Here is a 14,709-nt window from a genome sequence, read left to right as displayed (position 1 = left end):
GGTTCAATCACGGGGGTTCAATCACGGGGGTTCAATCACGGGGGTTCAATCACGGGGGTTCAATCGCGCGGGTTCAACGCGGCAGTTCGCGGGGTAAGATCGCGCCATGCTGGTGATTCGCGTCGTTCTGGTCGCGCTGGCGGTGCTGGCCCCGGCGTTGAGCGAAGGCGGGCAAACGGCGGCCGCCACCGTGGACGACCCGAAGGCGCGGGCCTTCTACGAATTCCTGATGGCGCGGCGGCTCGAAGCGGCCGGTGACAGCGCCGGCTCGATGGCGGCCTTGCAACGCGCGCAGGAGCTCGATCCCAATTCCGCCGAGATCGCCGCGGAAATGGCTGGTGCCCATGCGCGGCAGGACCAGGCGCGGTCGGCCATTCTGCAAGCCGAGCGCGCCCTCAAGCTGGATGCCGCCAACGTCGAGGCGCACTTCGTGCTCGCGCAGCTCTACGCCGAGTGGGCCGAAGGGGCGTCGCCGCCGGCCGGCGAGACCGCCGCCGGCGCGAGAGACAAGGCCATCGAGCACCTGGTGGCCATTCAGAAGTCTCCCGTGATGGCCGTCGATCCCAACCTGCAAATGACGCTCGGCCGGCTGCAACTGCGCGCCGGCCGCACCGCCGACGCCCTGCCGATTCTCGAACGCGTGGCGGCGCAGGCGCCGTGGGCCGCCGAGCCGCTGGTGCTGCTCTACGAGGCCTACGCGACCAGCGGCCGGTTCGATGAGGCCGAGAAGGCGCTCGTCGGCGCCGCCGAGATCAACCCGCGATTCGGGGCGCAGCTCGGGCAGTACTACGAGCGGCGCAGTCAATGGGTGGAGGCTGCCGGCGCGTACGACGAGGCGCTCAAGCGCACGCGGCAACCGAGCCGCGACCTGCAGCTGCGCCTGGTGACGGCGTTGCTCAATGTCGAGGACGGCGCGCCGCGCGCGCGGGTCGTGCTCGCCGATCTCCTGAAGGCCAACCCGAACGACGTGCGCGCGCTGTACCTGATGTCGAGCGTGGAGCGGGCCGGTGGCGACATGAAGGCCGCCGAGGCCGCGGCGCGCAAAATCATGGCGGCCGATCCCGCCAGCGTCACCGGCCTGTACGCGCTGGTGCAGATCCTGTTCGATCGCTACGACTTCAAGCAGGTGGTCGAGGTCGTCGCGCCGTTCGCCAGGGAACCGGTCAGCCGTTCCAAGGGCCGGGAGATGGAAGGCGCCGCGGTCCTGGTCCAACTGGGCATCGCGCAACAGCAGCTGGCGCAGTGGGATGCCTCGATCGCGGCGTTCATGTCGGCCAAGGCGCTGACCCCGCGCGATCCGGAAATCGACGCGTACCTGGTGCAGGCGCACCTTGCGGCGCGGCGCTTCGATCGCGCCGAGACGCTCGCGCGCGAGAACCTGGCGCGCAACCCCGAACAGCCGCGCATGATCCGGCTGCGCGCCCAGGCCCTGAGCAAGGGCGGCAAGCCGGCCGAAGCGCGGCACCTCATGGAGGCCGGCGCCGCCAAGAACCCGGCGAGCCGCGAGTACGTGGTCGGCCTCGCCGACCTCTACACCGATCAGAAGCGCGCTGACGATGCGGTGCGCATGCTGGAACAGGCGCGCAAGACCTTCGGCGATGACGAGGTGTTGACCATGCGCATGGCGACCGCCTACGAAGTGGGCGGCAAGCTGGCCGAGGCCGAGCAGGAGCTGCGCCGGCTCATGGCGGAGGACCCGTTAAACGCCAACGCGCTCAATTCCCTGAGCTACATGCTGGCCGATCGCGGCCTGCGGCTGCCCGAGGCCGTGGCGCTCGCCGAGCGCGCGCTCACGATCGAACCCGACAACCCGTCCTATCTCGACACGCTCGGTTGGGCGCTGTTCAAGCAGGGCAAGGCCGATGAAGCTGATGCGCCGCTGGCCAGGGCCGCCGCCACGCTGACCGGCAACTCGGTGATCCAGGATCATCATGGCGACGTGCTCGCGCGCCGCGGCCGCCATGCCGAGGCGGTGGCCGCCTGGGAACGCGCCCTCGCCGGTGACGGCGAGCAGATCGATCGCGGCGCCATCGAGAAGAAGATCAAGGCCGCTCGCGCGAAGGCCCGATGAGCCGCCTGTTCGCCGCGCTGGCCACGGCGCTGGCACTGACCGCGTGCGCGGCGCGGCTGCCCACCCGTCCGGCCGGCAGCCCCGGTCCCGACCCTGCCGCCCTTGACGCGTTTACCACGGCGACCGCGGCGTGCCGCGGTTTCCGGTCCATGACCGGCGAGTTGTCGTTGTCGGGTCGTGCGGCCGGTGAACGCATTCGCGGCCGGGTGATTGCCGGGCTCGAGTCCGGCGGGTCGGTTCGCCTCGAAGGGGTGGCGCCATTTGGCCCGCCGGTGTTCATCCTGGCGGGCACGGCCGAGCGGGCCACGCTGCTGCTGCCGCGCGAGCACCGCGTGCTCCCGGACACGGCGGTGTCGGCAGTGCTCGAACGGCTCACCGGTCTCGCGTTAAGCGCCGATGACCTGCGGCTGATGGTGTCGGGCTGCCTTGCCGACAACGCGACGCCGACGGAAGGGAAGCAGTGGCCCGGCGGCTGGCAGGCGGTGACGCTGGCCCCCGATCGCACGGCCTACCTGCGCGTGCAACAGGGGCGGCCGGTGGTCGTGGCCGCTGACTATGGGCCGTGGCACGTCGATTATTCTGAACACCTGAGCGGCTATCCGCGCGTCGTGCGGGTGCGCCGGGCGGGTGATGCGACCACCGACGTCACGGCGCGGGTCGGTGAACTCGAAGTGAACACCACGATCAACCCGCTCGCGTTTACGCTTGAAGTACCATCGGACGCCGAGCCGATGACCCTCGACGAGTTGCGATCGGTCGCTCCGCTCGTTCCCAAGGAACCCTGATGGCATCGGTCAGTCTGCCCGCCTTCGCGAAGATCAACCTCGATCTCCGCATTCTCGGCACGCGCCCCGACGGCTATCACGATCTGCGCACGATCTTTCAAAGCCTGGCGCTGTTCGACAAGGTGACCGTGTCCCACCGGCGTGGGCCGCTCCAGATCGTGTGCGATCAGGAAGACGTCCCGACCGACCGCCGCAACCTCGTCTGGAAGGCGGCGTCGCTGCTGCACCGCGTGGCGACCGGCAAGACCACGGTGCCGCAGGGCGTATCGATTGACCTGCGCAAGCGGATCCCGATGGAAGCGGGCCTCGGCGGCGGCAGCGCCAATGCGGCCATGACGCTGCTGGCGCTGAACAAGCTGTGGCGGCTGAAGTTCGACCTCGCGATGCTCACGCGCATTGGCGCCCGGCTCGGTGCCGACGTGCCGTACTTCCTGGTGGGCGGCACGGCGCTCGGCCTGGGCCGCGGCGACGATATCTACCCGCTGACCGACCTGCCGACCGTGCACGTGGTCATTCTGCGCCCCGGGTTTGGGGTCGCGACGGCCGACGCGTACCAGTGGTTCGATGAGGAAACCCGCCGCACCCGGGAGCCCGCGCCCCGGCCGTACGCGGCCGGTTGGCCCTCGTGGGCGGCCGCACTTCGCAACGACCTGGAGGCGCCGGTGATGCGGCACCATCCCGCAATTGCACGGATTCGCCAGTCCTTGCTCGACGCGGGGGCCAATTTCGCGGCCATGTCGGGGTCGGGATCGGCCGTGTTCGGGCTGTTCGAACGGGCCGACGCCGCGCGCCGCACGGCCAACGACCTGGCCCGGCCGGGCTGGCTGTCACTGCATACCCGCACGATGTCCCGCCGCGAATACGGTCGCCGGGTTGCCGCCGGCCTGTAAACAGTGGTCCGGCTAGCCGCCTTCGCCAAGGCTTCGGCGGGCCAAGAAGCCGGACGCCACCTGTAGCATCCGCCTTTAGGCGGATTCACGGGTTGCCCAACTCCCGTAAACTCGGCTACGATAAGAGTTTCCCCGGGGTGTTGGGGCGTGGCCAAGCGGTAAGGCGCCGGCCTTTGGAGCCGGTATTCGAAGGTTCGAATCCTTCCGCCCCAACCAGTTTGTCAGGCTTCGCCCCGAGCTCCTTTGTGTGGCCCAGCCTCCGGCGGGCACTGTTGATATGCGACCAACCGGTTTTGGTGAACTGAAAATCTTCTCGGGCAACGCTCATCCGCAACTGGCGGCGGAGATTGCCGAGTTCCTTGGCGTGCAGCTTGGGCAGGCACGCCTGCGCCGGTTTCCCGACACCGAAGTCTCGTTTCAGATCGACGAAAACATCCGCGGCACCGACGTGTTCATCCTCCAGCCGACCTGCGCGCCGGTGGATCCCCACCTGATGGAGCTGATGCTCATGACCGACGCGTTCCGCCGGTCGTCGGCGGCGCGCATTACCGCGGTGATCCCGTATTACGGCTATGCCCGGCAGGACCGCAAGGACAAGCCGCGGGTGCCGATTTCCGCCAAGCTGGTCGCCAACGTGCTGACCGCGTCGGGCGTGAACCGCGTGCTGACCATGGACCTGCACAAGGCGCAGATCCAGGGCTTCTTCGACCTGCCGGTGGACCACTTGTTCGCCGCGCCGGTGATCATCGATTACCTTTCGCGCCAGTCGTACGAGAAGCTGACGATCGTGGCGCCCGACGCCGGCGGCGCCGAGCGCGCCCGCGCCTACGCCAAGCGTCTCGACGCTGAACTGGCCGTGATCGACAAGCGCCGCAGCGAAGACGGCACCGCCGAGGTCATGAACGTGATCGGCGAAGTGGCCGGCCGCACCTGCGTGATCGCCGACGACATCATCGACACCGCCGGCACCATCCAGAAGGCGGCGCAGGCGCTGAAGGACAACGGCGCTGAGCGCGTGCTCGCCTGCGCGGTCCACGGCGTGTTGTCGGGCCCGGCGATCGACCGCATCGAGAAGGCGCCGATCGACAAGCTGCTCATCACCAACACCATCCCCCTCACGGCGGATCGTGCGAAGTGCCAGAAGATCGTCGTGCTGTCGGTGGCGCGCCTGCTCGGCCAGGCCATCCGCAGCATCCACGAAGAGACATCGGTTTCTTCGCTGTTTGTGTAGTTCGGACTTAGGGGCCTAGGGGCAAGTCCCTAAGCCCTCGTTTAATTCGGCAAAGGGTGTAGGCCACGGCCGAAGCCCGAGGAAGGTAGTCAGGTCATGGAAGCAGTTCTCGACGCAGTCACCCGTAACACCAGGGGCAAGAACGAAGCCCGGCGTCTCCGCGTTGCCGGCAAGATTCCGGCGGTGGTGTACGGGGCCCAGAAGGCCGGCGATGCGCCCGCACCCGAAGCGGTCGCGGTCGATCCCAAGCCCTTCATGAAGATTCTCCACTCCAGCTCGGGCCTGAACACCCTGATCACGCTCAAGATTGCGGGCGGCAACGAGGCCCGCGTCCTGGTGCGCAACGTGCAGCTGGATCCGATCTCGCAGCACCTGCTCCACGCCGACTTCTACCGCGTGAACATGGACCGCAAGATCACGGTCACCGTCCCGGTCACGCTGCGCGGCGAAGCCCGCGGCGTCAAGGTCGACGGCGGCATTCTCGACTTCGTGCACCGCGAGATCGAAGTCGAAGTGCTCCCGGCCGACATTCCGAACTCGATCGAGATCGACGTCACCGACCTGGGCGTCGGCGGCGCCATCCACGTCCGCGACGTGGCCGCCAACGCCGCCTGGACGCCGGTCACCGATGCCGACCTGATGCTGGTCCACGTCATCACCATCAAGGTCGCCGAAGAGACGCCTGCTGAAGGTGCCGCCGCAGCCCCGGCCGGTGGCGCCGCCGAACCGGAAGTCGCCAAGAAGGGCAAGACCGACAAGGACGGCGACGCCAAGGACGCCAAGGCTGGCGACAAGAAGGACGACAAGAAGAAGGACGACAAGAAGAAGTAACCGGGAGTCGGGAACCGGGAGTCGGGAGTCGCATGAAACTTATTGTCGGCCTCGGCAATCCTGGTCCCGAATACCGCGAGACCCGTCACAACGTGGGCTTTCTCGTCGCTGACGAGTTGGCCCGCCGCTGGCGGCTGTCGGAGGCGTGGCGCGAGAAGTTCGCGGCGCTGCACGTCAGGACCACGGTGGCGGACGAGGCGGTGATTGTCGCCAAGCCGCTGACCTTCATGAACCTCAGCGGGCAGGCGGTGGCCGGGCTCGCGGGGTTCTACAAGATCGACCCGGCCGACGTGCTGGTGGTGACCGACGACGTGGCGCTGCCACTGGGACGGTTGCGGGCGCGGCCTGAAGGCAGTGCCGGCGGGCACAACGGGTTGAAGTCGATCATCCAGCACCTGGGCACGCAGGCCTTTCCGCGGGTGCGGGTGGGGATAGGGCGCGGCGACGATGTCACTAAGGGACATCGCCGCGAATTGTCAGACCACGTGCTCGGCCGGTTCGAACCGGCCGAACACGACACAGTTTTGGCGGCCGTGCTGCGAGCCGCCGATGCCTCGGAGCGATTCTTGTCCGATGGTATCGAACGCGTGATGAGCGCGTTCAACGCAGCAGAGAAGCAAGACCCGGGACCTGCATAACGCAGCCTGGTTCTCCTTGCCACTACGGTGGCCTCGGAGGAAAGCGGATTCAAGGCTTTCCAAGGAGTCCACAAGGAGCAGTAATGAGTAACCGTACGTACGAGTTGATCTACGTCCTCAAGCCGGACGCGCCCGAAACGGAGGTCGCCGACCTGCACCAGCAGGTGGCCGACATCGTCGAACGCATGGGCGGCACCATCGACAAGAGCGAGAACGTCGCCCCCTGGGGCCGGCGCCGCCTCGCTTACGAGATCGGCCATCACAAAGAAGGCTTCTATGTCCTCGAAGTGATCACCGGCTCGGCCGAGTTGATGAAGGAAATCGACCGCCGCCTCAAGGTGACCGAGGGCCTGCTGCGCCACCTGATCGTCCGGGTCGACGAGTCGTCGATCAAGGCCGAGCGGATGCGCACCAAGCGCACCGAAGAGTCGCGCCGCCGCCGCGTGGCGCGTGGCCTGCCGCCCGATCGTCAGCCGGGTGAAGGTCCGCAGGGTGAAGATAACGACGATTCCGGCGACATGATGTTCGACGGCGGGGAGATGGAGGCTTAACATGGCATTCGGTGGACCCAAGCGAGGCGGCCCGGGCGGAGCCCGTGGCAAGGATGCCAAGGACGCCAAGGGTGGCGACAAGCGTCGTGGCGGCGGATTCTTCCGGCGCCGGAAAGTCTGCAAGTTCTGCGCGGACAAGATCGACGACATCAACTACAAGGACGTCAAGCTGCTGAGCGGCTTCGTTCCCGAGCGTGGCAAGGTGTTGCCGCGACGGATTTCCGGGACCTGTGCCAAGCACCAGCGCGGGCTGCGCGTGGCGATCGTGCGGGCGCGCCAGCTGGCGCTGCTCCCGTACGCAGCGGATTAAGGGAGAACAGGAACAATGGAAGTCATTCTCCGGGATCACGTGGATCACGTGGGCAAGCGCGGCGACGTCGTCAAAGTCGCCGATGGCTACGCCCGCAACTACCTGCTGCCGCGGAAGCTGGCCCTGCCGGCGACCGAGGCCAACAAGAACTGGATCGCGCGCGAGCGGAAGATTTCCGAAGCGCGTGAAGGCGAGGAACGCGGCCAGGCCGAGGCGCTGGCCGAGCGGCTGGTGGCCCTCGACCTGCAGATTGCCCGCAAGGTGGGCGACAACGACACGATGTACGGGTCGGTGACGAACGGCGACATCGCGGACCTGCTGAAGGAAAAGGGCTTCGACGTGGATCGCCGCAAGATCCTGCTGCCCGATCCGCTGCGCGCGCTGGGCGAATCGCTCGTCCCGGTCAAGCTGCACCGTGACGTCACGGCCCAGCTGAAGCTGACCATTACCAAGGAAGCGTAAGCGTTTTACGGCCATGGCCGAAATCGCGGCACCAGCACCGCAACGCACCCTGCCTCATAACCTCGAGGCAGAGCGTTCGGTGCTGGGCGCCATCCTGATCGACAACGACACTTACAACGTCGCGGCGGCCATGCTCGACAGCAAGGCATTCTTCCGTGATGCGCACCGGCGCATTTACGAGCGGATGTCCGACCTGTCGGAGCGCAGCCAGCCGATCGATCTGGTCACGCTCAAGGAAGAGCTCGAGCGGGCCGGCGAGCTGGACGAGGTGGGCGGTCCTGCCTACATCGCGTCGCTGGTCGACGGCGTGCCGCGCTCGACCAACGTCGAGTACTACGCGCAGATCGTCAAGGAAAAGGCCACGCTGCGCAGCCTGATCTTCTCGGCCAACAAGATTGTCTCGAACGCCTACGAGGCCGACCAGGAAGCCGACCTGATCCTGGACGAGGCCGAAAGCGCGATCTTCGCGGTGGCCGAGGACCGCATCAAGTCAGGCTTCGTGCACATGCGCGACCTGGTGCGCGAGAGCTTCCCCAAGATCGAGAAGCTGTTCGAGAATAAGACCTTCGTCACCGGCGTGCCGACCGGGTTCGAAGACATCGACCGCAAGACCCGCGGCCTGCAGGCGGGCGACCTGGTGATCGTTGCCGCCCGTCCGTCGATGGGCAAGACCAGCCTGGTGCTGAACATCTGCCAGTACGTGGCCACGCACGGCGGCGTCGCCGGTTTCTTCAGCCTCGAAATGTCGAAGGAATCGCTGTTCATGCGCATGCTCGCATCGGAGGCGAAGATCGACATGTACCGGCTGTTGAGCGGGCAGATCGGCCAGAAGGAATACGGTCTGATTACGCACGCGCTCGAAACGCTCAGCGAAGGCCAGCTGTTCGTGGACGACACCGCCGGCATCGGCGTGATGGAAATGCGCGCCAAGGCGCGCCGGCTCAAGGCCGAGCACGGCCTGAACCTGCTGGCGATCGACTACGTGCAGCTGATGACCGGCCGCGGCCGGTTCGAGAACCGCAACCTGGAACTGGCGTCGATTTCGCGCTCGCTCAAGGGCCTGGCCAAGGAACTGAGCGTGCCGATTATCGTGCTGTCGCAGCTGTCGCGCGCGCCCGAGGCGCGTTCCGACAAGCGCCCCATGCTGTCGGACCTGCGTGAGTCGGGCGCCCTCGAACAGGACGCCGACGTCGTGTGCATGATCTTCCGCGAAGAGATGTACAAGACCGACGACACGCCGGCCGATTCCGACGGCGTGGCCGAGATCATCAGCGCCAAGCAGCGCAACGGCCCGACCGGCACCGTCAAGCTCACCTTCCTGCGCGAGCAGACGCGATTCGCCAACTACTCGGGTCCGGGTTACGCCGTCAGCGACGACTAGTGGGGTCCGGCTAACCGCCTTCGCCAAGGCTACGGCGGGTCAAGAAGCCGGACACTACATCGATGTGGCGTCCGCTCCCACACGATGTGGCGTCCGCCTTTAGGCGGACCACGGCGGGCTATGTTGTAATCAACCGGTGACTCGGTGTACCGCCGCACGCGTCGACCTGCCCGCCCTCGATTCGAATTTCCGCGCCATTGGGTCGTACCTGCAGGACGAGGCCTCGCTCAACCGCGACGCGGGCCGCGGCCCGGCCCGTCCGCCCGGCATCATCGCCGTCGTCAAGGCCAATGCTTATGGGCACGGCGCGCGCCCGGTGGCCAAGGCGCTCGAGGCCGCCGGCGCCACGATGCTGGCCGTCGCCGACATCGAGGAAGGCGTCGACCTTCGGGCTGCCGGCATCCGCGCGCCCATCCTGGTGTTTGGCGCGCTCAGCGTCAGCGACGTCGATGGCGTGTTCGACTACGGCCTCACGCCGACCATCTCGAGCCCCGCGGCCGGGGCCGCGCTGCAGGCTGCCGCGGCGAAGCGGCGGACGAAGCTGCCGTATCACCTGAAGATCGACACCGGCATGAACCGCCTCGGGTTTCGGCACGACAACCTCAGGCGTACTCTTCCCGCGTTGCTCAACAGCCCGAACCTGACACTCGACGCCGTGCACACGCACTTTGGCAGTGCCGACGAGCCCGGCCACCAGCTGTTCGATGAACAACGGACGCGATTCGAGGCGGCCTGCCGCGTGCTCGACGAACTGGCCGCCGGCCCGCGCGTGCGGCACGCCGCCAACTCGGCGGCGCTGCTGCGCGATTCGCGCGTCTGGTACGACTTCGTCCGGCCCGGCTTGCTGCTGTTTGGTTTGGTGCCGCCACCCCTCGGTTCGAACCTGGCCCTCACGCCGGTGATGTCGCTTACCAGCCGCGTCGTCGCCGTGAAGGGCGTGCGGGTGGGGGAGACGGTCGGCTACGGCGGGCGCTTCACCGCCGACCGCCCCGTGACCTTAGCTGTCATTCCCGCCGGTTACGCTGATGGCCTGGATCGCCGCCTCGAGGGGCGGGGCGCGGTGCTGATCCGCGGCCGCCGCGCGCCGATCGTCGGCGCGGTCAGCATGGACATGCTGACGGCCGACGTCACCGACGTTGACGCGGTTGGCCCGGGCGATGAGGTCGTGTTCCTGGGCTCGCAGGGGGCCGCGCCGGAACAGACCATCGATGCCCGCGAGATGGCGGCGTGGATCGGGACGATCCCGTACGAAATCCTCTGCCGCCTCGGTGCCCGCGTCGAACGAAAGTACGCGTAGCCTGACCACGAAGAACACGAAGCAAGCAAACCAAGGACGCGAAGCTAATTGTTCTCGACCGGGACGATGAGAGAATGGCAGTGGGGTTGTTCGTGATCTTCGTGATTTTCTTCGTGATCTTCGTGGTCGCATTTCAAACCACATGAAACAAGCCAACAAACCCGTGTTCGTCTGCCAAGAGTGCGGCACGCAACAGCCGAAGTGGCAAGGCAAGTGCCACGACTGTGGCGCGTTCAACTCGTTTGTTGAGGAGCGCGTGTCTGAGCCCAGTGCCGGACCGGCCGAACATCGCTATTCCACGCCCGGCGTGACCTCGCGCGGGGCGAAGAAGTATGCCGACATCGCGGCCTCGGACGCGGATCGCATTTCCACCGGCATCAACGAGTTCGACCGCGTGCTGGGCGGCGGCATCGTGCCCGGTTCGCTGATCCTGCTGGGCGGCGAACCCGGCATTGGCAAGTCGACCTTGTTGCTGCAGGCGGCCGCCAACTTCGCCCACCACGTCGGTCCCGTGCTGTATGCCTCGGGCGAGGAATCCGAGCATCAGATCAAGTCGCGCGGCGACCGCCTGGGCGTCGGCGACGCGCCGCTCTACCTGCTGTCGGAAACCTGCATCGAGCGCATTCTCGAAGAGGTCGGCCGCGTGAAGCCGGCGCTGCTGGTCATCGACTCGGTGCAGACCGTGTTCTCCCTGAAGTTTCAGTCGGCGCCGGGCAGCATTGGCCAGGTCCGCGAGGCGGCGACCCAGTTCCTGTTCATGGCCAAGGGCCACAACATCCCAACCTTCCTGGTGGGCCACGTCACCAAGGACGGCAACATCGCCGGTCCCAAGGCGCTCGAACACGTCGTCGACACCGTGTTGTATTTCGAGGGCGAGCGGCACCACTCGCATCGCGTCGTGCGCGCGGTGAAGAACCGGTTTGGCGCCATCAGCGAACTGGGGGTCTTCGAGATGACCGGTACCGGCCTGCGCCCCGTGCCGAATCCCTCGGCCATGTTCCTGGCGGAACGTCCCACAGCGACGCCCGGCTCAGCCGTATTGTGCTGCCTCGAAGGATCGCGGCCGCTTCTGGTCGAAGTGCAGGCCCTCGTCAGCACCAGCAGTTACGGCACGTCCCGGCGCATGGCCGTGGGCATCGACCAGAACCGGCTCTCGTTGCTGCTGGCCGTGCTCGAGAAGCGCGCCGGCCTGCACCTGGTGTCGGACGATGTGTTCGTCAACATTGCCGGCGGGATGAGCATCGACGAACCGGCCGTGGACCTGGGTATTGTCGCGGCGGTCGGGTCGAGCCTGCGCAACCGCCCGGTGGCGACCGGAACCGCCGTCTTTGGCGAGGTCGGCCTGGGCGGGGAGATTCGCGGGGTCTCCCAAGCCAACCTGCGCATCCGCGAAGCTGAACAGATGGGCTTCACCCGCATCGTCCTGCCGGCCTCGAACATGGACGCCAGTGAAGAAGTGGGCAAGGCGGAACTCGTGGGTGTCCGGTCGGTCGGTGAGGCCCTCGACATGCTCCTCGCTTGACCTTTGCCCCCAGCGGTTCTAAGGTTGCCGGGTAACTCCCCGCGGTTTCGCGGGACTTTCATATGGCCTGGTTCATACTCGCTCGCCTGGCATTCATCGTGGCGGTGGCGGCGTCGGCATACATGCTGTCCCCGCTTGGCGCCGACGCGTGGCTCAATATCGCCTTCGGCGCCGCCCTGGCCCTGATCGCCGTGGGCTTCGAGTGGCTGCTGCGGCACACCGCGGTCACCAGCATGCTCGGCGCCTTTCTGGGCGGCGCCGTCGGCTTGCTGCTGGCCAAGGGCATCAGCGAGGCGCTGTTCTGGATTGACCACGGCAATCCGCAAGTCGCCTTCCTTCACAGCTTCATCTTGCTCGTGTTCCCCTACATCGGCGCCGTCATGGGCGGCCGGAAGGGGGAGTGGCTGGAGCCGGCCCGGCTGATCGCGCTGTTCCACGCCGCGGGTCCCGAACGGCACTACAAGATTCTCGATACTTCCGTGATCATCGATGGGCGCATTGCCGACTTGTGCGAAACCGGTTTCATCGACGGGGCCATGGTCGTTCCGCAGTTCGTGCTGAAAGAGTTGCAGCTGGTCGCCGACTCGTCCGACTCGATGAAACGCAACCGCGGCCGCCGCGGCCTCGACATCCTCCAGAAGATCCAGAAGATGGCGGGCGTGGAGGTCGTGATCTCCGACGTCGACTTCCCCGAGGTCAAGGAAGTGGACCTCAAGCTGATCGAACTGGCCCGGACGCTCTCGGGGAAGATCGTCACCAACGACTTCAACCTCAACAAGGTGGCCCAGCTGCGCGGCGTCGCCGTCCTCAACATCAACGAACTGGCCAACGCCCTGAAGCCGGTGGTGCTGCCGGGCGAGATCATGAAGGTGTTCATCCTCAAGGAAGGCAAGGAATACAACCAGGGGGTCGCCTACCTTGACGATGGCACGATGGTGGTCGTCGACAACGCGCGCAAGATGATCAGCAAGACCATCGATATTGCCGTCACCAGCGTGCTGCAGACGACGGCCGGCAAGATGATCTTTGGCCGCTATCTCGAGCCGGCCGGCACCCAGGCGCCGGCGCCGCGGCCGGCGGCGGCCACCGGTGCCTCGGCCGCGGTGGCTTCGCCCTCGCCGATCGTCGCGAAAGACCGATAGGCGCTTTGTCGTTTCACCTCGTACGAACCGTCCTGTTCCTGATCCCGGCCATCGCCGTCTACACCATCGTCCTCGGCCTGGCGTCGATCACCTCCAGCTTCTTCGACCGCCGCGGCCATTTCGCGCACGGCTGCGCGCGGGCGTGGTCGTGGCTGATCCTGGCGACGACCGGCGTCGCGGTGGACGTAAAGGGCCTCGAGCGCCTGGTGCCTGGCAAGACCTACGTGTTCGTGGCGAACCACCAGAGCATCTACGACATCCCGGTGTTGTTCTGGTCGATCCCGTTCCAGCTGCGGATCATCGCCAAGGAGTCGCTGGGCAACTTCCCGATGCTGGGGCCGCACCTGAAGCGAACCGGGCACATGCTCGTGGACCGCAGCCGCCCCGACAAGGCGGGCATCATCGGCTGGGCCAGCCGACTCACCGCGAACGGCCTGTCGCTGATCGTGTTTCCCGAAGGGACGCGCAGCCGCACCGGCATGATGGGCAAGTTCAAGGGCGGCAGCATCCTGCTGGCCCTGCAGGCGGGCCTGCCGCTCGCGCCGATTTCGGTGATCGGGAGCCGGCACGTGATGAAGAAGGGCGAGCTGACGACCCGGCCCGGGCAGGTCACGTTGCTCGTGCACGATCCGATCGAGACGCCAGCGAACCCCGAGCCGACGCCGGCCGAGATTCGCGCCCTGGCCGAGCAGGTGCGCGAGGTGATTCGCCCGGCCGTGGAAGCGGAGGCGTCGCGCACGCGGCCGGAGGCCGGTGGTGCGACGTCGCGCCGAAGCTCGGCCGATCCCGGAGCGAAGGCGGACATCGGTGGCTGAATTCACGCTCTCCACAGAACTTTTCTCGATCGTGAGGCCCGGGCTGCTGTGGTGGAGCGGTGCCACGGTCGTGTCGCACGAGCACCGGTTGGATGCGCTGTTGGCCGAGGCCGAGGCGCGCGTGCGGCTGTCGCCCCCGGCCGAGTCGGCGGCTGTGCGGACGATGTACAAGCGCGTGGGCCTCGATCCCACCAAGACGCGGCCGTCGAACGAGGCGCTGCTGCGCCGCGTCCGCAAGGGCGACACCATTCCTCGCATCAACTCGCTGGTCGACATCGTGAACTGGTGCTCGCTCGAGTTCCAGCTTCCGTACGGACTCTACGACCTGTCGAAGATCGCCGGAGCGGTGACGATGCGGCTGGGCGCGGCCGGAGAATCGTACGCGGGGATCCGCAAAGACGATGTGAACGTCGGTGGGCGAATCACGCTGGCCGATACCGCCGGCGCGTTTGGGAACCCGACCTCCGACTCTGCGCGGACGATGGTCACCACGGCCACCACCGAGGCACTTGTGGTCGTCTATGCGCCGGCAGAGCTACCGGCCACGCAGATCGCGCGCGTGCTTGACGCTACTGCCGCCCGCATGGCCGACATCGCCGGCGGCCACGAAACCGCGCGACTGGCGTTGTAGAACAGCCACAGATTACGCAGATTTCACAGATGCGAGTTCGCCGCGCCGGCCTTCGGCCAGCGCTTGGTGCGGCGAAGAACTCCCAGAAATGAGTCGAGTGTGAATTATGGACGACTCATTTCTGGGAGCTCTTCGCCGCACCCGCGACGCGG

The 14,709-nt window shown here is 66.8% G+C and carries 15 protein-coding genes and 1 tRNA gene; all 16 read left to right on the top strand.

Annotation, left to right across the window (positions count from 1 at the left end; all coding sequences use genetic code 11):
* Positions 1-106 precede the first annotated feature (106 nt).
* The 16 genes from Q8T13_06145 (at position 107) to Q8T13_06070 (ending at position 14,557) form a co-directional block, all read left to right on the top strand.
* A complete protein-coding gene (locus Q8T13_06145; protein MDP3717332.1) occupies positions 107-2,071 on the top strand; it encodes a tetratricopeptide repeat protein in 1,965 nt (654 codons plus the stop codon).
* The gene (locus tag Q8T13_06140) at positions 2,068-2,856 is read left to right on the top strand and encodes a hypothetical protein (GenBank protein ID MDP3717331.1); all 789 of its coding nucleotides are present in this window, start codon (positions 2,068-2,070) and stop codon (positions 2,854-2,856) included. The genes Q8T13_06145 and Q8T13_06140 overlap by 4 nt, the downstream gene beginning before the upstream one ends.
* On the top strand, positions 2,856-3,746 hold the full coding sequence (ispE, locus tag Q8T13_06135) for a 4-(cytidine 5'-diphospho)-2-C-methyl-D-erythritol kinase (protein ID MDP3717330.1): 891 nt from the start codon (positions 2,856-2,858) through the stop codon (positions 3,744-3,746). Before Q8T13_06140 ends, ispE begins: the two co-directional genes overlap by 1 nt.
* 141 nt (positions 3,747-3,887) lie before the next feature.
* A tRNA-Gln gene (locus Q8T13_06130) sits at positions 3,888-3,962 on the top strand.
* A 61-nt stretch (positions 3,963-4,023) separates the two neighbouring features.
* Positions 4,024-4,977 carry a ribose-phosphate pyrophosphokinase gene (locus Q8T13_06125; GenBank protein ID MDP3717329.1) on the top strand — a complete coding sequence of 318 codons (954 nt, stop codon included), beginning with the start codon at positions 4,024-4,026 and terminating at the stop codon, positions 4,975-4,977.
* Positions 4,978-5,073: 96 nt separating this feature from the next.
* Positions 5,074-5,808 (top strand): 50S ribosomal protein L25, encoded by a 735-nt coding sequence (locus tag Q8T13_06120; GenBank protein ID MDP3717328.1) that lies wholly within the window; start codon positions 5,074-5,076, stop codon positions 5,806-5,808.
* Between the two features lie 32 nt (positions 5,809-5,840).
* Positions 5,841-6,446 carry an aminoacyl-tRNA hydrolase gene (gene pth, locus Q8T13_06115; GenBank protein MDP3717327.1) on the top strand — a complete coding sequence of 202 codons (606 nt, stop codon included), beginning with the start codon at positions 5,841-5,843 and terminating at the stop codon, positions 6,444-6,446.
* 83 nt (positions 6,447-6,529) lie between these two features.
* Positions 6,530-6,997 carry a 30S ribosomal protein S6 gene (gene rpsF, locus Q8T13_06110; GenBank protein ID MDP3717326.1) on the top strand — a complete coding sequence of 156 codons (468 nt, stop codon included), beginning with the start codon at positions 6,530-6,532 and terminating at the stop codon, positions 6,995-6,997.
* Position 6,998: 1 nt separating this feature from the next.
* A complete protein-coding gene (gene rpsR, locus Q8T13_06105) occupies positions 6,999-7,307 on the top strand; it encodes a 30S ribosomal protein S18 (GenBank protein MDP3717325.1) in 309 nt (102 codons plus the stop codon).
* A gap of 15 nt (positions 7,308-7,322) precedes the next feature.
* Positions 7,323-7,769 (top strand): 50S ribosomal protein L9, encoded by a 447-nt coding sequence (rplI, locus tag Q8T13_06100; GenBank protein MDP3717324.1) that lies wholly within the window; start codon positions 7,323-7,325, stop codon positions 7,767-7,769.
* A 13-nt stretch (positions 7,770-7,782) separates the two neighbouring features.
* Positions 7,783-9,150, top strand: coding sequence for a replicative DNA helicase (dnaB, locus tag Q8T13_06095; GenBank protein ID MDP3717323.1), 1,368 nt, complete (start codon positions 7,783-7,785; stop codon positions 9,148-9,150).
* 136 nt (positions 9,151-9,286) lie between these two features.
* Entirely contained in the window at positions 9,287-10,447 is a 1,161-nt protein-coding gene (gene alr, locus Q8T13_06090) for an alanine racemase (GenBank protein ID MDP3717322.1), read from the top strand.
* Positions 10,448-10,589: 142 nt separating this feature from the next.
* Positions 10,590-11,969, top strand: coding sequence for a DNA repair protein RadA (radA, locus tag Q8T13_06085; protein MDP3717321.1), 1,380 nt, complete (start codon positions 10,590-10,592; stop codon positions 11,967-11,969).
* Between the two features lie 62 nt (positions 11,970-12,031).
* Positions 12,032-13,111: a PIN domain nuclease gene (locus Q8T13_06080; protein MDP3717320.1), complete on the top strand. Its 1,080-nt coding sequence runs from the start codon at positions 12,032-12,034 to the stop codon at positions 13,109-13,111.
* 5 nt (positions 13,112-13,116) lie between these two features.
* Positions 13,117-13,926 carry a lysophospholipid acyltransferase family protein gene (locus Q8T13_06075; GenBank protein MDP3717319.1) on the top strand — a complete coding sequence of 270 codons (810 nt, stop codon included), beginning with the start codon at positions 13,117-13,119 and terminating at the stop codon, positions 13,924-13,926.
* Positions 13,919-14,557: a phenylalanine--tRNA ligase beta subunit-related protein gene (locus Q8T13_06070; protein ID MDP3717318.1), complete on the top strand. Its 639-nt coding sequence runs from the start codon at positions 13,919-13,921 to the stop codon at positions 14,555-14,557. The genes Q8T13_06075 and Q8T13_06070 overlap by 8 nt, the downstream gene beginning before the upstream one ends.
* The last annotated feature ends 152 nt before the right edge of the window (positions 14,558-14,709 follow it).

It is taken from the genome of Acidobacteriota bacterium (assembly GCA_030697165.1).
GTDB lineage: Bacteria > Acidobacteriota > Vicinamibacteria > Vicinamibacterales > UBA2999 > 12-FULL-67-14b.
This window is presented reverse-complemented; position numbering and strand designations above follow the sequence as displayed.